This window comes from Parasulfuritortus cantonensis (assembly GCF_004337445.1).
GTDB lineage: Bacteria > Pseudomonadota > Gammaproteobacteria > Burkholderiales > Thiobacillaceae > Parasulfuritortus > Parasulfuritortus cantonensis.
The window spans coordinates 70192-93212 of sequence record NZ_SJZB01000022.1 but is presented as its reverse complement, the minus strand read 5'-3'; the positions used below and the strand labels follow the sequence as shown (position 1 = coordinate 93212).

Here is a 23021-nt window from a genome sequence, read left to right as displayed (position 1 = left end):
GGCGACTTGGGTGGTCGTGGCGCAGGCGCCGAGCAGGGGCAGGAGAAGGATAGGGAGCAGCTTGCGCATGGTGGGGCTCCTCGATGGTCAGGGTGCCGGGTGGTCTTCGCCTTCCTCGTGCTCGCCGCCCAGCGGCCACAGCTGATGGGCGTCGAGCATGAGCCGGGCGACGGCCTCGTTGGCGGCCAGGCGGGCCTGGCCGGCGGCGAGTTGGGCGTCCAGGGCGTTGCGTTGCGCGAGCAGGGTCTCGGACAGGCCCAGCTCGCCGAGTTCATGGGCCCGGCGCGCCAGGTCGGCGTGGCGGCCGACCGCCTCGGCGGCGTCGGCCAGGCGGCGCCAGCTGGCGACGCCGGCAACCGCGCGTTGCCAGTTGGCGGCCGACTCGGCGGCCAGGCGGCGCCGGGTGGCCGCGACGGCTTCGGCCAGCACGTCGGCCTGGGCCGCCATCGCCTGGGCTTGGGCCCGGCGGTTCTCGCCCGGGAGGGCAAGGTTCAGGCTGACGCCGAAGATGCGGTCGTTGCCGCCCTGTTCGTTGGCGACATGGAGGCCGACGGTCGGGTCCGGCACCCGGTTGGCCTCGGCGCGGCGGGCCATGAGGCCGGCCTGGTCGAGGGCGCGCTGGGCCGCCAACATCTCGTGGTTGTGCTCCAGGGTATGGGCCAGCCAGGCCGCCGCGTCGCCCGCCGGGGTGACCGGCTCGGCGGCGCTGGCATCGGGGGCCGGCAGGCCCGGGAAACGGGCGCTCAGCTCGGCCAGGGCGGCCTGTTCGCGGGCCTCGGCGGCGACCGCCTGGGAGCGGGCCTGGGCCAGGGCGGCCTCGGCCTGCAGGCTGTCCAGGCGGGCGGCGTCACCCAGCCGGACCCGGGTCTGTACCACCGCCAGGTCGGCCTGCAGCAGCTCGGCCTGGCGCTGCCAGAGCCGGGTCTCGAGGCCGGCCAGGCGGGCGCCGTACCACAGGGTCAGCAGTTGCCGGCCGCTCTCGTGGCGGGCATCGCCGATGCGCTCGCCGGCGGCGAGCACGCCTTGTCGGCCGATCCGGTCGTCGAGGGCGGCCTTGCCGGGCAGGCGCAGGCCGCGCTGCAGGCTGACGTTCCACTCGGAGTAGTTGGATGCGCCGCTGACGCGCCGTTGCTGGCCGGTCAGGCCGAGGCTGAATTCATGTTCGCCGGCCTGGAGGACGCGGTGCTGGGCCTCGGCGGCGCGCAACCCGGCCTGGGCGGCGCGCACCATGGGCTGGTCGGTCAGCACCTGGTCGACCGCGGCGAGGGGCGGCAGGTCGGCGGGCGGGACGGCCTGGCCGGGTTCGGCGCCGGCCGGCCCGTACAGGGCGGCGAGCGCGGCACCGAGCAGGCAGGCGGCGAAGCGTTTGTTCATGGTCATGCCAGTCTCCCGAAGTCGAGCACCGGCTCCAGCCACCAGGCCACGTCGCGTTTCGGGAAGCGTTGCCGGAGGTGCTCGAGCAGGGCCTCTGCGTTGTCGGTCTCCAGGACGATCTGCACCAGCATGCGCTGGGTGCGGCCGCGTACCTGCTCGGCCACGCTGAGGCTCTCGTGGTGGCGGCTGTAGCCTTCGGCCTTGAAGATGGTGAAGCCGGACGCCCACTCGGGGCGTTCCAGGAACTGCTCCACCAGTTCGTCCTCCAGGTGCAGCGGCGCCGCCAGGGACAGTTTCACCAGGGTCATGTCATTGGTCTTTCAGGATCAGGCGCCGGTACAGCACCGGCAACATCAACAGGGTCAGGGCGGTGGAGGTGAACAGGCCGCCCATGACGACGATGGCCAGCGGCTTCTGGATCTCCGAGCCGGGGCCGGTGGCGAGCAGCAGGGGGACCAGGCCGAAGGCGGTGATGCTGGCGGTCATCAGGACCGGGCGCAGGCGGCGCAGGGCGCCTTCGCGCACCACGCTGTCGGGCGCCATGCCTTCGCCGGCGAGCTGGTTGAAGTAGGACACCAGGACGACGCCGTTGAGCACCGCGATACCGAGCAGGGCGATGAAGCCCACCGAGGCCGGCACCGACATGTATTCGCCGGTCAGCCAGAGGGCGGCGATGCCGCCGACCAGGGCGAAGGGCACGTTGGCGATCACCAGACCGGCCTGCTTGAGCGACTTGAAGGTGGCGAACAGGAGGGCGAAGATCAGCGCCAGGGCGATCGGCACCACCACCGCCAGGCGGGCGGCGGCGCGCTGCTGGTTCTCGAACTGGCCGCCGTAGACCACCTGGTAGCCGTCCGGCAGCTTGACCGACTGCGCGACCCGGGCCTTCACCTCGTCGACGAAGCCGACCAGGTCGCGTCCGGACACGTTGCACTGGATGGTGACGTAGCGGGCCGCGTTTTCCCGGCTCACCGCCACCGGGCCGTCCGTGCGCACCAGCCGGGCCACCTCGTGCAGCGGCAGGGCGACGCCGTTCATGGTCGGGATGCGCAGGGCCTCGAACAGGGCCGGCGACATGCGCACGTCCTCGCCGGCGCGCAGCACCAGCGGCGTACGCTTGATGCCTTCCTGGACGATGCCCAGGCGCAGGCCTTCCAGGTTGGCGCGCAGGAAGGCCGAGACGTCGTCCACCGTGAGGCCGTAGCGGCCGGCGGCGAGGCGGTCGACCTCGACCTTGAAGTACTGCACGCCGTCGTTCTTCAGGCTGAACACGTCCTGGGCGCCGGGGATCTTGCCGAGCAGGGCCTCGACTTCGCCGGCCAGGCGGTTGAGGGTGTCCAGGTCGGAGCCGAAGACCTTGATGGCGAGGTCGCCGCGGGCGCCGGTGAGCATCTCGGAGACGCGCATGTCGATCGGCTGGGTGAAGCCGTAGGTGACGCCCGGGAAGTCGGCCATCACCTTGCGGATCTCTTCCATGAGCCAGTCCTTGTCCGGCTTGCGCCATTGCTCGCGCGGCTTCAGGACCAGGAAGGAGTCGGTCTGGTTGAGGCCCATGGGGTCGAGGCCGAGTTCGTCGGAACCGGCCCGGGCCACCACGCCGGCCACTTCCGGTACCCGCTTCATGAGGGCCTGCTGGACCGCGCGGTCGAGTGCCAGGCTCTCCTCCAGGCTGATCGAGGGCAGCTTCTCCAGTTGCACCAGGAGGTCGCCCTCGTCCAGGGTGGGCATGAACGACTTGCCGATGAGCGGATACATGGCGACGGCCAGCGCCAGCATGGCCGCGGCGGCGATCATGACCAGCTTGAACCTGGCCAGGACGAAGTCCAGGACCGGGGTGTACAGGCGCAGGGCCAGGCGGACCAGCCAGGGGTCGCCATGGGCGCCTTCCTTGAGCAGCCAGGTGGACAGCACCGGTACCACGGTGAGGGCCAGGACCAGGGCGGCACCGAGGGCGAACACGATGGTCAGGGCGACCGGCACGAACAGCTTGCCCTCCAGGCCCTCCAGGGTGAGCAGGGGCAGGAAGACGATCATGATGATGAGTACGCCCGCCCCGGTCGGGGTCGCCACCTCGCGCACGGCGCGGAACACCCGGTGCAGCTTGGATTGGCCGCTGGTGTCGTGGGCCAGGTGGGTGACGATGTTCTCGACCACCACGACGGCGCCGTCCACCAGCATGCCGATGGCGATGGCCAGGCCGCCCAGGCTCATCAGGTTGGCCGACAGGCCGAAGCGCTGCATGAGCAGGAAGGTGGCGAGGGCGGCCAGGGGCAGGGACAGGGCCACGGTGAGCGCGGCGCGGGCATTGCCGAGGAACAGGACGAGGAGGACCAGGACCAGGACGATGGCCTCGGTCAGGGCCTTGGTGACCGTGTGCACGGCCCGTTCGACGAGGGCCGAGCGGTCGTAGAAGGGCTTCACGGTGACGCCCTTGGGCAGAGTGGGCTGGATCTCGGCCAGGCGCTGCTTGACCGCCTGCACCACCCTCTGGGCGTTGGCGCCGCGCAGGCCCAGGACCAGGCCTTCGACCGCCTCGCCCTTGCCGTCCTTGCTGACGCCGCCGTAGCGGGTCAGGCTGCCCAGGCGCACCTGGGCGACGTCGGCGACCCGCACGGGCACGCCGCCGACGTTCTTGACCACGATGCCGGCCAGGTCGTCCAGGTTGGTGACCGCGCCTTCGACGCGCACCAGCCAGACTTCCTCGCCTTCGGTCAGGCGGCCGGCGCCGTCGTTGCGGTTGTTGGCCTGGATGGCGTCGCGCAGTTCCGCCAGGGTGACGCCGCGCGCGCTCATGGCGCTGTTGTCCGGCACCACCTCGAAGGTCTTCACGCTGCCGCCCAGGGCGTTCACGTCGGCGACGCCCGGCAGGGTGCGCAGCTTGGGCCGGATCACCCAGTCGAGCAGGGCGCGCCGCTCGGTCAGGCTGTACTGGTCGCCCTCGACGGTGAACATGAACATCTCGGACAACGGCGTGGTGATCGGGGCCAGGCCGCCGCTGACGCCTTCGGGCAGGTCGGCGAGCACGGAGTTCAGGCGCTCGGCGACCTGCTGGCGCGCCCAGTAGATGTCGGTGCCGTCCTCGAAGTCGATGGTGACGTCGGTGAGGCCGTACTTGGACATGGAGCGCAGGATGCGCTGTTTGGGAATGCCCAGCATCTCCATCTCGATGGGGGCGGCGATGCGGCTTTCCACCTCCTCGGGGGTCATGCCGGGGGCCTTCAGGATCAGCTTGACCTGGGTGGTCGAGACGTCCGGGAAGGCGTCGATGGGCAGGCTGCGCCAGGCCTGGATGCCGGCGGCCGCGAGCAGCAGGGTGAGGCCGAGCACCAGCAGGCGCTGGGTCAGCGAGAATTCGGTCAGACGGGCAAGCATGCCTATTCCCCTTGCCAGGCGGCCTTGAGGGTGGCGACGCCTTCAATGGCGATCTTCTCGTCGCCGACGAAGGCGGCATCGATGGCGACCGACTGGGCGGTCTTGGCGAGGACCTTGACCGGCTTCGGCTCGAAGCCGCCCGCCCGCTCGACGAACACCCAGTTCTGGCCGTCCTGGCGTACGACGGCGCTGACCGGCACGCGCCATTGCTTGTCGCCGGCGACGCCCTCGATGCGGGCCGAGACGCTCTGGTTCAGGCGCAGCAGGCCATCCCGGTTGCTGACCCGGGCGCGCACCGGCACGGTCTGGGCCTCGCTCACGCCGCGGCCGACCGAGAGGATGCTGCCGACGGCCTGGGTGCCCGGCACGCCGACCTTCTGGCCGGGCTTGATGCGCGCGGCCATCTCGGCCGGCGCCTGGATCTCCAGCCAGAGCGGGTCGAGCCGGGCGACCTTGAACAGCATGCCGGCGGTGTCGACCCGGGCGCCGACCATGGCCTGCTGTTCCAGGACCACGCCGGCGATCGGGCTGGCCAGGCCGATGCTGTCGGTCATGCGCTCGCCCCGTTCGGCGGCCACGATGGCGTTGCCGCCGAGGCCGATCAGGCGCAGCCAGGCGCGCCGCTCGTTAAACACCGCGCGCGCTTGGGCCAGGCCGGCGCGGGCGTTCTGCAGGCGCGACTCGGGGATGATGCCTTCCTTGAACAGGGCCTCGTCGCGTCGGGCCGACTCCTCGGCCAGGCGGTACTGGACCGCGGCCTGGGCGATGTCGCGCTGGGCGCCGATCAGGCCCTCGCCGCGCAGCACGGCCAGGGTCTGCCCGGCCTTGACCAGGTCGCCCGCCGCCACCCGGACCTCGCTGACGATGCCGGCCAGCGGCGCCATGACCAGGCGCTCCTGGGTCGGCGGCACGGTCACCCGGGCCGGCAGGCCGACGCTCACCGCGCCGGCGTCGGCCACCAGGGGGGCGGTGGCGATGCGCAGGGCGGCGCGTTGCGAGGCCGACAGGGCGACCAGGTTGTCGTTACCCCAGGCCTGGGTCGCGAGCATGAAGAGGATGAAAAACGGCAGATTGCGGGGCATCGAGTTCTCCCTGTTGATGCGAGGGGATGGGGCGGCAGGGCACCGGGAAGAGTGGTGAAATGAGTAAGGTGAATTTTAGAGCACCCGCCCGGGGCCGGCTTGCGACCGTCGGCCGGCATTTTGTAAGCTCGTGTCGCAGCCGTGCTCCTCGTTACATGCGTTTACAAACCGATGCCCATGCCGTTCCCGGGGGATAAATAATCAAGCGCCGAGTCCCGAAATAGCCGCCATGAAACAAGACCATATCCTGGTCGTCGATGACGACACCGAGTTGCGCAGCCTGCTGGGCGAGTACCTGGGCCAGGCCGGATTCCGGGTCACCGCGGCGGCGGACGGGCGCCAGATGGCGCGGGCCCTGGACAGCGCCCGCTTCGACCTGGTCATCCTGGACGTGATGTTGCCGGACGAGGACGGCCTCAGCCTGTGCCGCCGGCTGCGCGCGGGCAGCCGCATCCCGATCCTGATGCTGACGGCACGCGGGGACGAGGTCGATCGCATCATCGGCCTCGAGATGGGGGCGGACGACTACCTGCCGAAACCGTTCAATCCGCGCGAGCTGCTCGCCCGGGTGAAGAGCATCCTGCGCCGGGCCGGCTGCCTGCCGGAGAACCTGGCCGACGAGGACGTGCGCCGGTTCCGTTTCCAGGACTGGACCCTGGATACCCAGACCCGCCAGATGCTGTCGCCGGCCGGGGTGGTGGTCGACCTGTCCGGGGCCGAGTACAAGCTGCTCAGGGTGCTCCTGGAACACGCCAACCGGGTGCTCTCGCGCGACCAGATACTGGAGTTCACCCAGGGCCGCGAGGCGAGCGCCTTCGACCGCGCCATCGACGTGCAGATCGGCCGCCTGCGCCGCAAGCTCGGCGACGACCCGCGCGAGCCGCGCCTGATCAAGACCGTGCGCAACGAGGGCTACGTCCTGGCCGTGCCGGTGGTGCGCCAGTGAAGCGCCTCGACACCATCTACCTGCGCGTCGCCGGCATCCTGCTGCTGGGCCTGCTGGCCGCCCAGTGGATCGCCGAGCGGCTGTACCAGGAGGAACGCGAGCGCGTCCTGTCCATGCAGATCGCCGCGCCCCTGGTGACCCGCCTGGCCTCGGTGGCCGAGACCCTGGACCACACGGCGGCGGCCGGTCGGGAAGGCCTGCTGCCGGTGCTGAGCACGCCGCGCATCACCTTTTCCCTGGTCGGCCGGTCGGTCGGCGGCTCGGAGCAGGGCGCCCTCGGCAAGTTGCAGAAATACCTGCGCAAATACCTGGGCGAGGAGCGCGACGTCCACGTCGCCGGCGGCCCGGACGAAACCGTCGCCGGCATCCCGATCGCCACCCACATCACCTTCCGCCTGCACGACGGCCAGGTGGTCCAGGCGATCCACCATTACCCGAAGGACAACGGCGTCGAGCCGAGCCGGCACCTGCCGCTGCTGGCCGGTTACTTCATCGCCATCGCGGTCCTCGCCCTGGTCGCCATGCGCTGGGCGGTACAGCCCCTGCGGCGCCTGGCCCAGGCCGCCGATGCCCTGGGCCGCAACCTGGGCGGGCCGCCCCTGCCCGAGACCGGTCCGCGCGAACTGCGGCAGGCCGCGCACGCCTTCAACACCATGCAGCGCCGCCTGGCCAGTTATCTGGATGACCGTCTGCGCATCCTGGCGGCGGTCTCGCACGACCTCAAGACGCCCATCACCCGCCTCAAGCTGCGCGCCGAGATGCTGCCCGACGACGCCCAGCGGGCCAAGTTCGTGCGCGATCTGGAGGACATGGAGACCATGCTGGCGGCGACCCTGGATTTCCTGCGCGGCGAGTCGCGCCAGGAAGCGGGGGCGCCGCTCGACGTCAACGCCCTGCTGTCGACGCTCCAGGACGACATGGCCTCGGTGGGCCAGGAAGTGGTCGTCGAAGGCGAAGCCCTGCAGCCGATCCAGGCGCGCCCCCAGGCGCTCAAGCGCTGCCTGGCCAACCTGATCGAGAACGCCGTGCGCTATGGCGGCAACTGCCGCGTCCGGGTCGAGGACGGGGCGCAGGAGCTGCGCCTGCGCATCGACGACGACGGCCCCGGCATCCCGGACGAGAACCTCGAGTTGATGTTCCAGCCGTTCCGGCGCGGCGAGAATTCGCGCAACCGGGAGACCGGCGGCGTCGGCCTCGGGCTCGCCATCGCCCGCAACCTGGCCCGTGCCCACGGCGGCGACGTGACCATGGCGAACCGGCCGGAAGGCGGTCTGCGGGTCACGGTGACCCTGCCCCGTGGCGTCTGACGCCGGCCGGGAGGCGGCGTCGGCACGGCCGCCGGGCGGATAGTAAACGCTCGCCATCTTGCGCTAAAATGGTGCGCCTCGCGCTTCGCCGGTGCCTTCGCGAATCCGGCCCGGCAGCGTCCGTCGGCGCCCATCCGCACGGCCGGCACTCGGGCGGGCCGGGTCCTAAACGCCTCCCCGCTGTTATCGAATTTCTTTATCAGTACCTTTGCTTATTTAATAACTCATTGATCTAAATGGGGTTTTTGGTATTTCTCGGCTTGACACGGTTCGCCTCGGGCAAATAAACTTCAGCTGTTATTCCGCGTGCATTGCGCGGTAGAGGGGACTCAATGCTTGATAACTATTTCGCCATACTGCTGTTCATACTGGTGGGCTTGGCCGTCGGCATCGGCCCCATGCTGATAGGTGGCGGCATCGCTTGGTCGCTGGGCTTGCAGAAGCCCGACCCGGAAAAGAATTCCCCGTACGAATGCGGCTTCGAGGCCTTCGAGGACGCGCGCATGAAATTCGACGTGCGCTATTACCTGGTCGCCATCCTGTTCATCCTGTTCGACCTGGAGATCGCCTTCCTGTTTCCCTGGGCGGTCGTCCTCGACCAGATCGGTGCCTTCGGCTTCTGGGCCATGGTGGTATTCCTCGGCATCCTGGTGGTCGGCTTTGCCTATGAATGGATGAAGGGAGCCCTGGAATGGGAATGACCCGGGAAGCGAACATGGCCGGCGTGCAGGGCGGCCTCAACGACAAGGGTTTCGTCACCACCAGTGTCGATTCCGTCATCAACTGGGCCAAGACCGGGTCGCTCTGGCCGATGACCTTCGGCCTCGCCTGCTGCGCCATCGAGATGATGCAGGCCGGCGCCGCGCGCTATGACCTCGACCGCTTCGGCATCGTGTTCCGGCCCAGTCCGCGCCAGTCCGACCTGATGATCGTCGCCGGTACCCTGTGCAACAAGATGGCCCCGGCCCTGCGCAAGGTCTACGACCAGATGCCGGAGCCGCGCTGGGTCCTGTCCATGGGCTCGTGCGCCAACGGCGGCGGCTACTACCACTATTCCTACTCCGTGGTGCGCGGCTGCGACCGCATCGTGCCGGTGGACGTCTACGTGCCGGGCTGCCCGCCCACTGCCGAGGCGCTCCTGTTCGGCCTCGGCCAGCTGATGAACAAGATCCGTCGCACCAACACCATCGCCCGTTAAGGAATCCAAGCAAGATGCCCGTAACCCCGGAAGTGCTGCTCACGCGCCTGCAGGATGCGCTGGGCGACAAGCTGGTCGACGGCCGCGTCGCCCTCGGCGAGGTCACCATCGAGGTGCGTGCCGAGGATTGGCACGAGGTCGCCCTGCAACTGCGCGACGAGTCCGGCCTGCGCTTCGACGAACTGATCGACCTGTGCGGCATGGATTATTCGACCTATGCCGAGACCGGGCGCGACGAAGGGCGCTATGCCGTGGTCATGCATCTGCTCTCGGTGGTGCGCAACCATCGCCTGCGCGTGCGCACCTGGTGCCCGGACGACGACCTGCCCATGGTCGCTTCGGTGGTGGACGTCTGGAACTGCGCCAACTGGTTCGAGCGCGAGGCCTTCGACCTGGTCGGCATCGTCTTCGAGGGTCACCCGGACCTGCGCCGCATCCTCACCGACTACGGCTTCATCGGCCACCCCTTCCGCAAGGATTTCCCGGTCTACGGCCAAGTCGAGATGCGCTACGACCCGGAACAGAAACGGGTGATCTACCAGCCGGTCAGCATCGATCCGCGCGAGGTCAATCCGCGCATCGTCCGGGAAGAGAATTTCGGGGACGTCGGCCATGGCTGAGATCAAGAATTACACGCTCAATTTTGTCTCCGGCCGGCCTGCGGCCTTAACGTTCGCTTCGCTCACGTCAGCCTGCGACGAAATTGAGCTGCGTCGTCGGTGTGCTGATGCCGCAGCTTCGGTAGAGGTTTGCTGACCATGGCCGAAATCAAGAATTACACGCTCAATTTTGGCCCGCAGCACCCGGCCGCCCACGGCGTCCTGCGCCTGGTGCTCGAACTCGACGGCGAGGTCGTCGAGCGCGCCGACCCGCACATCGGCCTCCTGCATCGCGGCACCGAGAAGCTGGCCGAACACCGCACCTTCCTGCAGAACGTCCCGTACATGGACCGCCTGGACTACATGTCCATGATGCAGAACGAGCATGCCTACTGCATGGCGGTGGAACGCCTGATGCAGGTCGAGGTGCCGATCCGGGCCCAGTACATCCGGGTCATGTTCGACGAGATCACCCGCATCCTGAACCACCTGCTCTGGCTCGGCACCCACGGCCTCGACGTCGGCGCCATGACCATGTTCCTGTACACCTTCCGCGAGCGGGAGGACCTCATGGACGTCTACGAGGCGGTGTGCGGGGCCCGCGTCCACGCGGCCTACTACCGCCCGGGCGGCGTCTACCGCGACCTGCCGGACAGCATGCCCAAGTACGAGGTCAACAAGTACAAGAGCGCTGCCGAGGTGAAGCGGCTGAACGCCAATCGCGAAGGCACCATGCTCGATTTCATCGAGGACTTCACCAACCGCTTCCCGGCCTGCGTCGACGACTACGAGACCCTGCTGACCGAGAACCGGATCTGGAAGCAGCGCACCGTCGGCATCGGCGTGGTGGACGCCGAGCGCGCCAAGCAGCTCGGCTTCACCGGCCCCATGCTGCGCGGCTCCGGAATCCTCTGGGACCTGCGCAAGACGCAGCCCTACGAGGTCTACGACCGGCTCGACTTCGAGATCCCGGTCGGCCAGAACGGCGACTGCTACGACCGCTATCTGGTCCGGGTCGCCGAGATGCGCCAGGCCAACCGGATCGTCCGCCAGTGCGTCGACTGGCTGAAGGCCAACCCGGGGCCTGTGATCACCGGCGACCACAAGGTCGCGCCGCCCGCGCGCGCGGCCATGAAGAACAACATGGAAGAGCTGATCCACCACTTCAAGCTGTTCACCGAGGGCATGCACGTGCCCGCCGGCGAGGCCTACGCGGCGGTTGAGCATTCCAAGGGCGAGTTCGGCGTCTACCTGGTCTCGGACGGCGGCAACAAGCCCTACCGCATGAAGCTGCGCGCGCCCGGCTTCACCCACCTGGCCGCCTCGGACGAGATGATGCGCGGCCTCATGATCGCCGACGTGGTGGCCATCATCGGCACCATGGACATCGTATTCGGGGACATTGATCGATGACGTTATCTGCAGAATCCCTGGCCCAGATCGACAAGGAGATCGCCAAGTATCCGGCCGACCAGAAGCAGTCGGCGGTGATGGCCGCCTTGCGCATCGCCCAGGTCGAGAAGGGCTGGCTGGCACCCGAGACGATCGAGTTCGTCGCCGCCTACCTCGGCATGCCGGCCATCGCCGTGTACGAGGTCGCCACCTTCTACAACATGTACGAGCTGGAACCCTGCGGGCGCCACAAGATCACCGTGTGCACCAACCTGCCGTGCCAGCTCCAGGGGGCCGACAAGGTGGCCGACTACCTCAAGCAGAAGCTCGGCATCGACTTCGGCGAGACGACGCCGGACGGCCGTTTCACCCTGCGCGAGGGCGAGTGCTTCGGTACCTGCGGCAGCGGTCCGCTGTGCCTGCACAACAACCACAAGATGCATACCCACCTGTCCCCGGAAGTCGTGGACAAGCTGCTGGACGAGCTGAAATGAGCGTGCCCTACACCGGCCCCAAGGTCTGCCTCTGGACCCTAGACCACCCGAATCCCGCGGCCCTGGAGACCTACGTCGCCAACGGCGGTTATGCGGCCCTGAAGAAGATCCTGGCCGAGAAGGTGCCGGCCGAGAAGATCATCGAGGAGGTCAAGCTGTCGGCCCTGCGCGGGCGCGGCGGTGCCGGCTTCCCGACTGGCCTGAAGTGGTCCTTCATGCCGCGCAACTACGACGGCGACAAATACGTCGTCTGCAACACCGACGAGGGCGAGCCGGGCACCTTCAAGGACCGCGACATCGTCGAGTTCAACCCGCACCAGCTCATCGAGGGCATGATCATCGCCGGCTACACCCTGGGTGCCCGGGCGGGTTACAACTATATCCACGGCGAGATCTTCGAGCTCTACCAGTCCTGGGAAAAGGCGCTCGAGGAAGCGCGGGCGGCGGGTTATCTCGGCAAGAACATCTGCGGTTCCGGCTGGGACTTCGACCTCCATGCCCACCACGGCTACGGCGCCTACGTGTGCGGCGAGGAGACCGCCCTGCTGGAATCCCTGGAAGGCAAGAAGGGGCAGCCCCGCTTCAAGCCGCCGTTCCCGGCCAGCTACGGCCTGTACGGCAAGCCGACCACCATCAACAACACCGAGACCCTGGCCTCCATCCCCTGGATCATGCGCCACGGCGGCCAGGCCTTCCTCGACCTCGGCAAGCCGAACAACGGCGGCACCAAGATCTTTTCCATCTCGGGCCACGTCAACAAGCCGGGCAACTACGAGATCCCTCTCGGCACCCCGTTCGGCGACCTCCTCGAGATGGCCGGCGGCGTGCGCAACGGCCACAAGCTGAAGGCGGTCATCCCGGGCGGTTCCTCCGCCCCGGTCCTGCCCGCCGACGTCATGATGGCCTGCACCCTGGACTTCGATTCGATCGCCAAGGCCGGCTCCATGCTCGGTTCCGGGGCGGTCATCGTCATGGACGAGACCACCTGCATGGTCAAGGCCCTGGAGCGGCTGTCCTACTTCTACTACGAGGAGTCCTGCGGCCAGTGCACGCCCTGCCGCGAGGGCACCGGCTGGATGTACCGGGTCATCAAGCGGATCGAGCACGGCGAGGGCCGGCCCGAGGACCTCGACCTGCTGATGAACGTCGGCACCAACATCGCCGGGCGCACCATCTGCGCGTTGGGCGATGCCGCGGTCGGCCCGGTGCAGAGCTTTATCAAGCACTTCCGCAAGGAATTCGAATATCACATCGAGCACAAAAAGTGCCTAGTGGGGTCGTGAGATGCCGCTGATCACCATCGACGACAAGCAGATCGACGTTGCCGCCGGCAGTACGGTGATGGATGCCGCCCGCCAGGCCGGTATCTACATCCCGCACTTCTGCTACCACAAGAAGCTGAGCATCGCGGCCAGTTGCCGGATGTGCCTGGTCGAGGTGGAGAAGGCGCCCAAGCCGTTGCCGGCCTGCGCCACCCCGGTGGCCGAGGGCATGGTGGTGCGCACCCACTCGGACAAGGCGGTGGCGGCCCAGAAGGGCGTCATGGAGTTCCTGCTCATCAACCACCCCCTGGATTGCCCGATCTGCGACCAGGGCGGCGAGTGCCTGCTGCAGGACATCGCCATGGGTTACGGCGGCGTCGCCTCCCGTTATGCCGAGGCCAAGCGCGTCGTCAAGGAGAAGGACCTCGGCCCCTGGTGGCGACGGACATGACCCGCTGCATCCACTGCAGCCGCTGCGTGCGCTTCGGCCAGGAGATCGCCGGCATGATGGAACTGGGCATGCCCGGCCGCGGCGAGCACATGGAGGTGATGCCCTTCCTGGCCCATCAGGTCACCTCCGAGCTGTCCGGCAACGTCATCGACCTCTGCCCGGTCGGCGCCCTGACCTCGAAGCCGTTCCGCTTCAGCGCCCGGCCCTGGGAGCTGTCCCGGCGCCGGACGATCAGCCCGCACGACGGCCTGGGTGCCAACATGGCCGTGCACGTCAAGGGCAACCACGTCTTCCGCGCCACGCCGGTGGAGAACGAGGCCGTCAACGAATGCTGGCTGGCCGACCGCGACCGCTACTCGTACCAGGCGATCAATTCGGACGAGCGCCTGCTCGCGCCCATGGTCAAGGACGGCGGCCACTGGGTCGAGCTCGACTGGCGCAAGGCCCTGGCCCAGGCGGCCGGTGCCCTCAAGGTGATCCGCGAGAACCATGGCGGCGACGCCATCGGCTTCATCGCCTCGCCGCGCCAGACCGTCGAGGAACTGCATCTGTTCCAGAAGCTGGCCCGGGCCCTGGGCAGCGAAAACGTCGACAGCCGCATCGACCGGGCCGACTTCTCCGGCACGCGCGCCGGCGTCGAGTGGCTGGGCATGCCGGTGGCCGACCTGAGCGGCCTGGACCGCTGCCTGGTGGTCGGCTCCAGCCTGCGCAAGGAACAGCCCCTGGTCGCCCAGCGCCTCCGCCAGGCGGTCAAGAAAGGCCTGCAGCTCAACGTCGTGCACGCCGCCGACGACGACCTCCTGTGCCGGGTCGCCAACAAGCTCATCGTGCGCCCGTCGGGTCTCGTCGAGGCCCTGGCCCAGGTCGCCAAGGCGGCCGGGGCCCGGATCGACGGCCTCGGCACCGTGGCCGTGTCGGCCGCCGCCCAGGCCATGGCCGAGAGCCTGAAGTCGGGCGCGAGCAAGGCCGTGCTGCTCGGCGCGGTGGCGCAGCAGCATCCCGCTGCCGCCCAACTGCACGCCCTGGCCCAGGCCATCGCCGAGGCCACCGGTGCCCGGTTCGGCTTCCTGGTCGACAGCGCGGACCAGGTCGGTGCCGGGGTGGTCAACTGCCGGCCGGGGCAGGGCGGGGCGCATGCCGCCGCCATGTTCGCGGAGGCCAAGAAGGCTTACGTCATCCTCGGCGCCGAGCCGGAACTGGAGGCCTGGAACAGCGCCCAGGCGCGCCGGGCCCTGGAATCCGCCGAACTGGTCGTGGTGTTGAGCCCGTTCAAGACCCGGACCATGGACTACGCCCAGGTCATGCTGCCGGTCGCCGCCTACGCCGAGACCGCCGGCAGCTACGTCAGCATGGAAGGCCGCCTGCAGTCCTTCCGCGCCGCCGCCGCGCCCCAGGGCGAGGCCCGGCCGGCCTGGAAGGTGCTGCGCGTGCTCGGCAACCAGCTCGAACTGCCCGGCTTCGACCAGGACACGGTCGCCCAGGTGCTCGCCGAGGCCCTGCCGCAGGGCGAGGCGACGATTGCCGGCCGGCTCGGCAACGGCATCGCCGGCGTCGCCGTGACCGCCCTGCATGCCGGTACCGGCATCGAGCGCCTGGGCGAGACGCCGATCTACCAGCTCGACGCCTACACCCGCCGGGCCCCGGCCCTGCAGGCGACCGCCGACGGCCAGGCCGGTCAGGCCGCCGCCGCCAGCGGAAGCCTGATCGCCCGCCTCGGCCTGAGCATCGACAAGCCGGTCAAGGTGAGCCAGGACGGCGCCGAGACGGTCCTCAAGCTGGTGCGCGACGATGCCCTGCCGGACGACGTCGTGCGCGTGCCCGCCTGTCTGGCCGCGGCCAGCCGTCTGGGGGCCCGCTACGGCGAGCTGACTTTGGAGAAAATGTAATGGGCCGGGAGAAGATGTGATGGAAACCATGCAGCAACTTCTCGGCCCGGCCTGGATGCCGACCTGGATCGTCATCAAGATCGTCGTCATCGTCCTGCCGTTGCTGATCGCCGTCGCCTACCTGACCTACGCCGAACGCAAGATCATCGGCTGGATGCAGGTGCGCATGGGCCCGAACCGGGTCGGTTTCTTCGGTTACCGCCTCTGGGGCCTGGGCCAGCCGATCGCCGATGCGGTCAAGCTCATGACCAAGGAGATCATGCTGCCCACGGGGGCCAACAAGACCCTGTTCCTGACCGCCCCGGTGCTCGCCATCGCCCCGGCCATGGCGGCGTGGGCGGTGGTGCCGTTCAACGACCGGATGGTCCTGGCCAACGTCGATGCCAGCCTGCTCTACATCATGGCCATCACCTCCATGGGGGTGTACGGCGTCGTCGTGGCCGGCTGGGCGTCGAACTCCAAGTACGCCCTCCTGGGCGCCCTGCGTTCCGCGGCCCAGATCGTGTCCTACGAGATCGCCATGGGCTTCGCCCTGGTCGGCGTCCTGATGAGCGCCCAGAGCCTGAACCTGGTCGAGATCGTCCAGCACCAGGCGGGCGGTTTCTGGCAGTGGTACTGGCTGCCCCTGTTCCCGCTCTTCATCGTCTACCTGATCGCCGGCGTGGCCGAGACCAACCGGGCGCCGTTCGACGTCGCGGAAGGCGAGTCGGAGATCGTCGCCGGCTTCCACGTCGACTATTCCGGCATGGCCTTCGCGGTGTTCTTCCTGGCCGAGTACGCCAACATGATCCTGGTCGCGGCGCTGGTGGCCATCATGTTCCTGGGCGGCTGGCTGTCGCCGCTGCCCTTCCTGCCCGACAGCATGGTCTGGCTGTTCGCCAAGATGAGCTTCGTGCTGTTCTGCTTCCTCTGGTTCCGGGCCACCTTCCCACGCTACCGTTACGACCAGATCATGCGCCTGGGCTGGAAGGTGTTCATCCCGGTCACCCTGGTCTGGATCCTGGTGGTCGGCGCCTTCATGCAGACCCCGCTGGGTTACCTGTTCCACTAAGGGGGCCGCCATGCTGAATCGCATCAAGTACTACTTCAAGGCCTTCCTCCTGGTCGAGCTGCTGCAGGGCCTGGCGGTGACCTGGCGCCACCTGTGGGCGCCCAAGATCACCATCCAGTATCCGGACGAGCGCACGCCCCAGAGTCCGCGGTTCCGCGGTCTGCACGCCCTGCGCCGCTATCCGTCCGGCGAGGAGCGCTGCATCGGCTGCAAGCTGTGCGAGGCCGTCTGCCCGGCCATGGCGATCGTCATCGAGACCGCCCAGCGCGACGACGGCACCCGGCGCACGACCCGTTACGACATCGACCTGACCAAGTGCATCTTCTGCGGTTTCTGCGAGGAGGCCTGCCCGGTCGACGCCATCGTCGAGACCCGCATCTTCGATTACCACGGCGAGAAGCGGGGCGACCTCTACTACACCAAGGACATGCTCCTGGCGGTGGGCGACAAGTACGCGGCCCAGATCGCCCAGGACAAGGCCGCCGACGCCAAATACCGTTAACGGACACGACATGGATTTCGCCAGCCTGGTTTTCTACTTCTTCGCCGCCATCCTGCTCCTGTCGGCCCTGCGCGTCGTCACCGCCAAGAACCCGGTGCACGCCGCCCTGGCCCTGGTCCTGGCCTTCTTCACCGCGGCCGGCATCTGGCTCCTGCTCGAGGCCGAGTTCCTGGCCATCACCCTGGTGCTGGTCTACGTCGGCGCCGTGATGGTGCTGTTCATCTTCGTGGTCATGATGCTCGACATCAACATCGAGGAGATGCGCAAGGGCTTCTGGGACTACCTGCCCATCGCCGCCTTGGTGGCCGGCCTGATGGCGGTCGAGATGGTGGTGGTCCTGGGCGGCGACCGCTTCGGCCTCACGGCCCCGGCACCTCTGCCGGCCGACTTCAGCAACACCAAGCAATTGGGCCTGCTGCTCTACACCGACTACGTCTACGCCTTCGAACTGGCCGCGGTGATCCTGCTGGTGGCCATCGTCGCCGCCATCGCCCTGACCCTGCGCCGGCGCCCCAACCGCAAGATCATCGACGTCGGCTGGCAGGTGCGCCAGACCCACGAAGGGCGCATCCGCATGGTCAACCTGAAGCCGCAAAAGCCCGAAGCCAAGCCCGTGGAGGATGACGAATGATCGGCCTCGACCACTACATCATCCTCGGTTCCATCCTGTTCGCCATCGGCGTCCTGGGCATTTTCCTGAACCGCAAGAACGTCATCATCCTGCTCATGGCCATCGAGCTGATGCTGCTGGCGGTGAACCTGAACTTCATCGCCTTCTCGCATTACCTCAACGACACCGCCGGGCAGGTGTTCGTGTTCTTCATCCTGACCGTGGCGGCCGCCGAGTCGGCGATCGGTCTGGCCATCCTCGTGGTGCTGTTCCGCAACCTGCGCAGCATCAACGTCGATGACCTCGACAGCCTGAAGGGTTGATGCCATGGACATGCATACTCTCTATCTGACCGTGCCCCTGGCGCCCCTGGCCGGCGCCATCGTCGCCGGCCTGTTCGGCAAGCAGATCGGCCGCATCGGCGCCCATACCGTCACCATCCTCGGCGTCCTGGTCGCCTTCCTCGCCTCCCTGCTGATCTTCCAGGACGTCCAGGCCGGCCACACCTACAACGGCGCCGTCTACACCTGGCTGACCAGCGGCAAGGTGAGCCTGGAGGTGGGCTTCCTGATCGACCGCCTGACCACGGTGATGATGCTGGTGGTGACCTTCGTGTCCCTCTGCGTGCACGTCTACACCATCGGCTACATGGCCGACGACGACGGCTACCAGCGCTTCTTCAGCTACATCTCGCTGTTCACCTTCTCCATGCTCATGCTGGTGATGTCGAACAACTTCCTGCAGCTGTTCTTCGGCTGGGAGGCGGTCGGCCTGGTGTCCTACCTGCTGATCGGCTTCTGGTACACCCGCGAGTCGGCCATCTACGCCAACCTGAAGGCCTTCCTGGTCAACCGGGTCGGCGACTTCGGCTTCCTGCTCGGCATCGGCCTGGTTCTGGCCTATTTCGGCAGCCTCGACTACGCCCAGGTGTTCCAGACCGCGCCCATGCTGGCCGACCACTCGATCTCCCTGATCGAGGGCCACCCCTGGTCGCTCCTGACGGTGATCTGCATCCTGCTGTTCATCGGCGCCATGGGCAAGTCGGCCCAGTTCCCGCTCCACGTCTGGCTGCCCGATTCCATGGAGGGCCCGACCCCGATCTCCGCCCTGATCCACGCCGCCACCATGGTGACCGCCGGCATCTTCATGGTCGCCCGAATGTCGCCGCTGTTCGAACTGTCCGACACCGCGCTCAGCTTCGTCATGGTCATCGGCGCGATAACCGCTTTGTTCATGGGCTTCCTGGGCATGATCCAGAACGACATCAAGCGGGTGATCGCCTACTCGACGTTGTCCCAACTCGGCTACATGACCGTCGCCCTGGGCGCCTCGGCCTACTCGGTGGCGATCTTCCACCTGATGACGCACGCCTTCTTCAAGGCCCTGCTGTTCCTGGCCGCCGGCTCCGTGATCATCGGCATGCACCACGACCAGGACATCCGCAACATGGGCGGCCTGCGCAAGTACATGCCGATCACCTGGCTCACCCTGCTGATCGGCTCCCTGGCCCTGATCGGCACCCCGGGCCTGTCCGGCTTCTATTCCAAGGATTCCATCATCGAGGCCGTGCACGCCTCCCACCTCTGGGGTTCCGGCTTCGCGGCCTTCGCGGTGACCGCCGGCGTGTTCGTCACCGCCTTCTATTCCTTCCGCATGTACTTCATGGTCTTCCACGGCAAGGAGCGTTTCCACAACGCCCATACCGGCCACGACCAGGAAGGCGGCAAGGACGACGACCACGGCGGCCACGGCCACCACACCCCGCACGAGTCGCCGTGGGTGGTCTGGCTGCCCTTGGTGCTGCTCGCCATCCCGTCCGTGTACACCGGCTGGGCCTACATCGAGCCCATGCTGTACGGCGACTTCTTCGGCTCGGCCATCTACATCAATGCCGAGGCGCACCCCGCCATGGAGGAGCTCCGAGCCGAGTTCCACGGCGCCGGCGCCATGGCCCTGCACGCCTTCGCCACCGCGCCCTTCTGGCTCGCCCTGGCCGGGGTGGCGGCCGCCTACTACCTGTACATGGTCCGGCGCGACCTGCCGCAGAAGATCCGCGCCAAGGCCGGCGTCCTGTACGCCATCCTGGAGGACAAGTACGGCTTCGACCGCTTCAACGACTGGTTCTTCGCCGGCGGCGCCCGCCTGATCGGCGGCAAGCTATGGCGCTGGGGCGACGTCACCGCCATCGACGGCCTGCTGGTGAACGGTTCCGCCCGCCTGGTCGGCCGCATCGCCGCCGTCGCGCGTCACCTGCAGTCCGGCTACATCTACCACTACGCCTTCGCCATGATCATCGGCGTGGCGCTCCTGGCGACCTGGTTCGTCCAGCTCTGATCGAGAACAACGGGATACGCGATGCTTGAAGGGATCGGATACTTAAGCCTGACCATCTGGGTGCCCATCGTGGTGGGGATACTGATCCTCGCCACCGGCGACGACCGCAACGCCGCCGGCCAGCGCACCTTGGCCCTGGTCGGCTCGCTGCTCGGTTTCCTGGTGGCCGTACCGCTCTGGACCGGGTTCGACACGGCCACGCCGGCCATCCAGTTCGAAGAGATGGCGGAATGGATACCGGCCTTCAACATCTGGTACCACCTGGGCGTCGACGGCATCTCCATGCCCTTCGTGTTGCTCAACAGCTTCACCACCATCCTGGTCGTCCTGGCCGGCTGGCAGGTGATCCGGACCAAGGTGGGCCAGTACATGGCGGCCTTCCTGATCCAGTCCGGGGTGATCAACGGCGTCTTCGCCGCCCTCGACGGGGTCCTGTTCTACGTCTTCTTCGAGGCCATGCTGATCCCGCTCTACCTGATCATCGGCATGTGGGGCGGCCCGAACCGGGTCTATGCGGCGATCAAGTTCTTCCTGTACACCCTGCTCGGCTCCCTGCTCATGCTGGTGGCGATGATCTACCTGTTCTTCCAGAGCGGCGGCAGCTTCGAGATCCTGGAATGGCATCGGGTCGGCCTGACCATGACCGCCCAGATACTGCTCTTCGTCGCCTTCTTCTTCGCCTTCGCGGTCAAGGTCCCGATGTGGCCGGTACACACCTGGCTGCCGGACGCCCACGTCGAGGCGCCGACCGGCGGTTCCGTGGTGCTGGCCGCGATCACCCTGAAGGTGGGCGCCTACGGTTTCCTGCGCTTCACCCTGCCCATCGTGCCGGACGCCAGCCATGAACTCGCCTGGCTGATCGTCGCCTTCTCGCTGGTCGCGGTCGTCTACATCGGCCTCGTGGCCCTGGTGCAGGCCGACATGAAGAAGCTGATCGCCTATTCCTCGATCGCCCACATGGGCTTCGTCACCCTCGGCTTCATGTTGTTCAACCCGCTCGGCATCGAGGGCGGCCTGGTCCAGATGATCTCGCACGGCTTCGTCTCCGCGGCCTTGTTCCTGTGCATCGGCGTCATGTACGACCGCATGCACTCGCGCCAGATCGCCGACTACGGCGGCGTGGCCAACACCATGCCCAAGTTCGCCGCCCTGTTCATGCTGTTCGCCATGGCCAACGCCGGCCTGCCGGGCACCTCCGGCTTCGTCGGCGAGTTCATGGTCGTGCTGGGCGCCGTGAAGGTGAACTTCTGGTGGGCCGCCGCCGCCGCCCTGACCCTGATCTTCGGCGCCGCCTACACCCTGTGGATGTACAAGCGGGTGGTCTTCGGCAAGGTGGCCAATCCGCACGTCGCCGAGCTGACCGACATCGACGGCCGGGAATTCCTGGTGCTCGCCCTGCTCGCGGTCTGCGTGCTGGCCATGGGTCTGTACCCGCTGCCGGTCACCGACGTGATGCACGCCTCCGTCAACCATCTGCTCGAGCACGTCGCTCACAGCAAACTCGTCTACTGACCGCCATGATCCCACCCTCGACCGACTTCCTCATCGCCCTGCCCGAGATCAGCCTGCTGGTCGTGGCCAGCGTGGTCCTGCTCATCGAGGCCTACGGCGGCTCCAAGAACGCGGCCTACATCACCACCCTGCTCGGCCTCCTGCTCGGCTGCGTGGTGGTCGCCTTCGCCGGCAGTCCCGAGACCCGGCTGGCGTTCGGCGGCCTCTACATCAACGACGCCATGGGCGCGACCCTCAAGGTGCTGACCTGCTTCTCGGCGATCATGGCGGTGATCTATTCGCGCCAATACCTGGCCGACCGCGGCATGCTGGGCGGCGACTACCTGGCGCTCCTGCTGTTCGCCGTCCTCGGCATGATGGTGATGATCTCGGCGGCCCACTTCCTGACCCTGTACCTGGGCCTGGAACTGCTTTCCCTGGCGCTCTATGCCATGGTCGCGATGCGCCGGGACGACGTGCGCGCCTCCGAGGCGGCGATGAAGTACTTCGTCCTTGGCGCCCTGGCCTCGGGCCTGCTCCTGTACGGCATGTCGCTGCTTTACGGCCTGACCGGTTCGCTGGAACTCGGACGCATCGCCGAGGTGGTGCACGGCGGTGTCAAGAGCGAGAAGGTCCTGGTCTTCGCCCTGGTCTTCGTGGTCGCCGGCCTGGGCTTCAAGCTCGGTGCGGCGCCTTTCCACATGTGGATACCGGACGTCTACCACGGTGCCCCGACGGCCGTTGCCCTGTTCGTCGGCTCCGCCCCGAAACTGGCCGCCTTCGCCTTCGCCATGCGTCTGCTCGCCGACGGCCTGCAGCCGGCGCACGGCGACTGGCAGCAGATGCTTGCGGTGATGGCGGTCGCCTCGCTGGCGATCGGCAACCTGGCCGCCATCATGCAGACCAACATCAAGCGCATGCTGGCGTATTCGACCATCTCGCACATGGGCTTCGTCCTGCTCGGCATCATGAACGGCAGCCTGGCCGGCTATTCCGGCGCCATGTTCTACGCCGTGACCTACGTGCTCATGAGCCTGGGCGGCTTCGGCATGGTCGCCTACCTGTCCCGGGCCGGGGTCGAGGCCGAGGAACTGGACGACTACAAGGGCCTCAACGCCAAACATCCCTGGCTGGCAGCGGTGATGGGCATGTTCATGCTGTCCATGGCCGGCCTGCCGCCGTTCGTCGGGTTCTATGCCAAGCTGACCGTTCTCCAGGCGCTCATCGGCGCCGGCTGGATCTGGCTCGCGGTGGTGGCGGTGATGTTCTCCCTGATCGGCGCCTTCTACTACCTGCGGGTGGTCAAGCTGATGTATTTCGACGCCCCGGCGGCGACCGACACCATTCCCGCCAGCCATGCCGGCGACGCCCACATGCTGCTCTCGGCAAACGGCCTGGCCATCCTGCTGCTCGGCATCCTGCCGCAGCCGCTCATGACCTTGTGCGCCTACTCGGTGCAGATGTCCCTGGGCTGACCGTCGCGCCGCGCGGCGGCGCCGGGGAGCCCCGGCCCGGTCGCCCCCCCTTTCCAAGCCGGGCGCCGGCCGCGCCCGGCGTCGCCACGTCGAATGTCCGGGAGCGGTACATTTGAACCAGGCCGGCCGGGAGGGCGGCAGAGTGCCTGTGCCCGCCCCGTATTTTCACCTATGGTTGAAAGAGGTGACACGACG

Annotated in this window: 20 protein-coding genes and 1 pseudogene; 17 read left to right on the top strand and 4 right to left on the bottom strand. The window is 67.7% G+C overall.

Annotated features, from left to right (window positions below; genetic code table 11):
* Positions 1–87: 87 nt before the first annotated feature.
* The 4 genes from EZJ19_RS06305 to EZJ19_RS06290 are packed head-to-tail and all read right to left on the bottom strand — an operon-like array spanning position 88 to position 5828.
* On the bottom strand, positions 88–1380 hold the full coding sequence (locus EZJ19_RS06305) for a TolC family protein (protein WP_131445671.1): 1293 nt from the start codon (positions 1378–1380) through the stop codon (positions 88–90).
* Positions 1377–1682: a DUF3240 family protein gene (locus EZJ19_RS06300; protein ID WP_131445668.1), complete on the bottom strand. Its 306-nt coding sequence runs from the start codon at positions 1680–1682 to the stop codon at positions 1377–1379. Before EZJ19_RS06300 ends, EZJ19_RS06305 begins: the two co-directional genes overlap by 4 nt.
* A gap of 1 nt (position 1683) precedes the next feature.
* On the bottom strand, positions 1684–4746 hold the full coding sequence (locus EZJ19_RS06295) for an efflux RND transporter permease subunit (RefSeq protein ID WP_131445665.1): 3063 nt from the start codon (positions 4744–4746) through the stop codon (positions 1684–1686).
* Positions 4747–4748: 2 nt separating this feature from the next.
* Entirely contained in the window at positions 4749–5828 is a 1080-nt protein-coding gene (locus EZJ19_RS06290; RefSeq protein WP_131445662.1) for an efflux RND transporter periplasmic adaptor subunit, read from the bottom strand.
* A 229-nt stretch (positions 5829–6057) separates the two neighbouring features.
* On the opposite strand from EZJ19_RS06290, the gene EZJ19_RS06285 reads away from it, so the two are divergent.
* The 17 genes and pseudogenes from EZJ19_RS06285 (at position 6058) to nuoN (ending at position 22826) form a co-directional block, all read left to right on the top strand.
* Positions 6058–6774, top strand: coding sequence for a response regulator (locus EZJ19_RS06285; RefSeq protein ID WP_131445659.1), 717 nt, complete (start codon positions 6058–6060; stop codon positions 6772–6774).
* Entirely contained in the window at positions 6771–8081 is a 1311-nt protein-coding gene (locus EZJ19_RS06280) for an ATP-binding protein (RefSeq protein ID WP_131445656.1), read from the top strand. Before EZJ19_RS06285 ends, EZJ19_RS06280 begins: the two co-directional genes overlap by 4 nt.
* 332 nt (positions 8082–8413) lie before the next feature.
* Positions 8414–8782, top strand: coding sequence for an NADH-quinone oxidoreductase subunit A (locus EZJ19_RS06275; RefSeq protein WP_131445653.1), 369 nt, complete (start codon positions 8414–8416; stop codon positions 8780–8782).
* A 14-nt stretch (positions 8783–8796) separates the two neighbouring features.
* Positions 8797–9279, top strand: a complete 483-nt coding sequence (locus tag EZJ19_RS06270; protein WP_131445689.1) for a NuoB/complex I 20 kDa subunit family protein — start codon at positions 8797–8799, stop codon at positions 9277–9279.
* Positions 9280–9293: 14 nt separating this feature from the next.
* Positions 9294–9899, top strand: coding sequence for an NADH-quinone oxidoreductase subunit C (locus EZJ19_RS06265; protein ID WP_131445650.1), 606 nt, complete (start codon positions 9294–9296; stop codon positions 9897–9899).
* Positions 9892–10035 carry a hypothetical protein gene (locus tag EZJ19_RS15805; protein ID WP_165873483.1) on the top strand — a complete coding sequence of 48 codons (144 nt, stop codon included), beginning with the start codon at positions 9892–9894 and terminating at the stop codon, positions 10033–10035. The genes EZJ19_RS06265 and EZJ19_RS15805 overlap by 8 nt, the downstream gene beginning before the upstream one ends.
* Positions 10036–10037: 2 nt before the next feature.
* A complete protein-coding gene (locus tag EZJ19_RS06260) occupies positions 10038–11291 on the top strand; it encodes an NADH-quinone oxidoreductase subunit D (protein WP_131445647.1) in 1254 nt (417 codons plus the stop codon).
* Entirely contained in the window at positions 11288–11764 is a 477-nt protein-coding gene (gene nuoE / locus EZJ19_RS06255) for an NADH-quinone oxidoreductase subunit NuoE (protein WP_131445644.1), read from the top strand. Before EZJ19_RS06260 ends, nuoE begins: the two co-directional genes overlap by 4 nt.
* Positions 11761–13047 (top strand): NADH-quinone oxidoreductase subunit NuoF, encoded by a 1287-nt coding sequence (gene nuoF, locus EZJ19_RS06250; protein ID WP_131445641.1) that lies wholly within the window; start codon positions 11761–11763, stop codon positions 13045–13047. Before nuoE ends, nuoF begins: the two co-directional genes overlap by 4 nt.
* Before the next feature lies 1 nt (position 13048).
* A pseudogene (nuoG, locus tag EZJ19_RS06245) lies at positions 13049–15363 on the top strand (NADH-quinone oxidoreductase subunit NuoG).
* Positions 15364–15391: 28 nt separating this feature from the next.
* A complete protein-coding gene (gene nuoH / locus EZJ19_RS06240) occupies positions 15392–16414 on the top strand; it encodes an NADH-quinone oxidoreductase subunit NuoH (RefSeq protein ID WP_240754679.1) in 1023 nt (340 codons plus the stop codon).
* Positions 16415–16427: 13 nt separating this feature from the next.
* On the top strand, positions 16428–16916 hold the full coding sequence (nuoI, locus tag EZJ19_RS06235; RefSeq protein ID WP_131445686.1) for an NADH-quinone oxidoreductase subunit NuoI: 489 nt from the start codon (positions 16428–16430) through the stop codon (positions 16914–16916).
* A 10-nt stretch (positions 16917–16926) separates the two neighbouring features.
* Positions 16927–17547 (top strand): NADH-quinone oxidoreductase subunit J, encoded by a 621-nt coding sequence (locus EZJ19_RS06230; RefSeq protein ID WP_131445635.1) that lies wholly within the window; start codon positions 16927–16929, stop codon positions 17545–17547.
* Positions 17544–17849, top strand: a complete 306-nt coding sequence (nuoK, locus tag EZJ19_RS06225; protein ID WP_131445632.1) for an NADH-quinone oxidoreductase subunit NuoK — start codon at positions 17544–17546, stop codon at positions 17847–17849. The genes EZJ19_RS06230 and nuoK overlap by 4 nt, the downstream gene beginning before the upstream one ends.
* A 4-nt stretch (positions 17850–17853) precedes the next feature.
* Positions 17854–19860, top strand: coding sequence for an NADH-quinone oxidoreductase subunit L (nuoL, locus tag EZJ19_RS06220; protein ID WP_131445629.1), 2007 nt, complete (start codon positions 17854–17856; stop codon positions 19858–19860).
* Positions 19861–19881: 21 nt separating this feature from the next.
* The gene (locus EZJ19_RS06215) at positions 19882–21372 is read left to right on the top strand and encodes an NADH-quinone oxidoreductase subunit M (RefSeq protein ID WP_131445626.1); all 1491 of its coding nucleotides are present in this window, start codon (positions 19882–19884) and stop codon (positions 21370–21372) included.
* Positions 21373–21377: 5 nt separating this feature from the next.
* Complete coding sequence (gene nuoN, locus EZJ19_RS06210; RefSeq protein ID WP_131445623.1) at positions 21378–22826, top strand: NADH-quinone oxidoreductase subunit NuoN; 1449 nt, start codon at positions 21378–21380, stop codon at positions 22824–22826.
* Positions 22827–23021: the final 195 nt, after the last annotated feature.

What these genes read in the sequence shown, in the direction of transcription:
- EZJ19_RS06305 (WP_131445671.1), bottom strand. Translation starts at nt 1,380, where the DNA reads ATGACCATGAACAAACGCTTCGCCGCCTGCCTGCTCGGTGCCGCGCTC.
- EZJ19_RS06300 (WP_131445668.1), bottom strand. Translation starts at nt 1,682, where the DNA reads ATGACCCTGGTGAAACTGTCCCTGGCGGCGCCGCTGCACCTGGAGGAC.
- EZJ19_RS06295 (WP_131445665.1), bottom strand. Translation starts at nt 4,746, where the DNA reads ATGCTTGCCCGTCTGACCGAATTCTCGCTGACCCAGCGCCTGCTGGTG.
- EZJ19_RS06290 (WP_131445662.1), bottom strand. Translation starts at nt 5,828, where the DNA reads ATGCCCCGCAATCTGCCGTTTTTCATCCTCTTCATGCTCGCGACCCAG.
- EZJ19_RS06285 (WP_131445659.1), top strand. Translation starts at nt 6,058, where the DNA reads ATGAAACAAGACCATATCCTGGTCGTCGATGACGACACCGAGTTGCGC.
- EZJ19_RS06275 (WP_131445653.1), top strand. Translation starts at nt 8,414, where the DNA reads ATGCTTGATAACTATTTCGCCATACTGCTGTTCATACTGGTGGGCTTG.
- EZJ19_RS06270 (WP_131445689.1), top strand. Translation starts at nt 8,797, where the DNA reads ATGGCCGGCGTGCAGGGCGGCCTCAACGACAAGGGTTTCGTCACCACC.
- EZJ19_RS06265 (WP_131445650.1), top strand. Translation starts at nt 9,294, where the DNA reads ATGCCCGTAACCCCGGAAGTGCTGCTCACGCGCCTGCAGGATGCGCTG.
- EZJ19_RS15805 (WP_165873483.1), top strand. Translation starts at nt 9,892, where the DNA reads ATGGCTGAGATCAAGAATTACACGCTCAATTTTGTCTCCGGCCGGCCT.
- EZJ19_RS06260 (WP_131445647.1), top strand. Translation starts at nt 10,038, where the DNA reads ATGGCCGAAATCAAGAATTACACGCTCAATTTTGGCCCGCAGCACCCG.
- nuoE (WP_131445644.1), top strand. Translation starts at nt 11,288, where the DNA reads ATGACGTTATCTGCAGAATCCCTGGCCCAGATCGACAAGGAGATCGCC.
- nuoF (WP_131445641.1), top strand. Translation starts at nt 11,761, where the DNA reads ATGAGCGTGCCCTACACCGGCCCCAAGGTCTGCCTCTGGACCCTAGAC.
- nuoH (WP_240754679.1), top strand. Translation starts at nt 15,392, where the DNA reads ATGCAGCAACTTCTCGGCCCGGCCTGGATGCCGACCTGGATCGTCATC.
- EZJ19_RS06230 (WP_131445635.1), top strand. Translation starts at nt 16,927, where the DNA reads ATGGATTTCGCCAGCCTGGTTTTCTACTTCTTCGCCGCCATCCTGCTC.
- nuoK (WP_131445632.1), top strand. Translation starts at nt 17,544, where the DNA reads ATGATCGGCCTCGACCACTACATCATCCTCGGTTCCATCCTGTTCGCC.
- nuoL (WP_131445629.1), top strand. Translation starts at nt 17,854, where the DNA reads ATGGACATGCATACTCTCTATCTGACCGTGCCCCTGGCGCCCCTGGCC.
- EZJ19_RS06215 (WP_131445626.1), top strand. Translation starts at nt 19,882, where the DNA reads ATGCTTGAAGGGATCGGATACTTAAGCCTGACCATCTGGGTGCCCATC.
- nuoN (WP_131445623.1), top strand. Translation starts at nt 21,378, where the DNA reads ATGATCCCACCCTCGACCGACTTCCTCATCGCCCTGCCCGAGATCAGC.